This is a genomic window from Gilvimarinus sp. 1_MG-2023 (genome assembly GCF_030548285.1).
In genome coordinates this window covers 1-595 of sequence record NZ_JAUOSC010000052.1, presented here as the reverse complement: position 1 = coordinate 595, position 595 = coordinate 1, and the positions used below count along the sequence as shown (strand labels likewise).

1 protein-coding gene is annotated in these 595 nt (G+C 51.3%); it reads right to left on the bottom strand.

What is annotated here, in order from left to right:
• On the bottom strand, positions 1–595 hold a 595-nt coding region (locus Q4563_RS15590), incomplete at both ends, for a preprotein translocase subunit SecY (protein ID WP_303605109.1).

Sequence of the window (595 nt, the reverse complement as noted above, 5' to 3'; positions counted from 1 at the left end):
GTATAGAAGTAACAGAAGAAAATAATACCGGCAGCAAACAATACGATATACAGCGGCTGGCTAGGAGCCAGGGCCAGGCTAATGTCCTGTAGCCATTCCATACCTTCGCCTTGACCAAACCATTGCCCCAGGGATGCCGGGAACAACAGCAGGCTTGAAGCGAAAATCGCAGGAATAACACCCGCCATATTCAGCTTGAGTGGCAGATGGCTGCTTTGAGCACCCATCATTTGACGGTTGCCCATCTGGCGCTTGGCATAGTTGATGGTGATGCGGCGCTGTCCCCGTTCAACGAAGACAACAAACGCGATAACCGCGACTGACAAAGCAGCGATAACCAACAACAACAGGATATTCAAATCGCCCTGACGAGCAGATTCAAACGCCTGACCAACCGCACTTGGCAATCCAGCAACGATACCTGCAAAAATCAGAATGGAAATACCATTACCAATACCACGTTCCGTTACCTGTTCGCCCAGCCACATCATAAAGACGGCACCTGCCACGAAGGAAGGTACTGCTGCGATATAAAAATCGATACCAGAAGAGAAGGTGACACCCTGCCCCGCCAGCCCTGCTGACACACCGAACG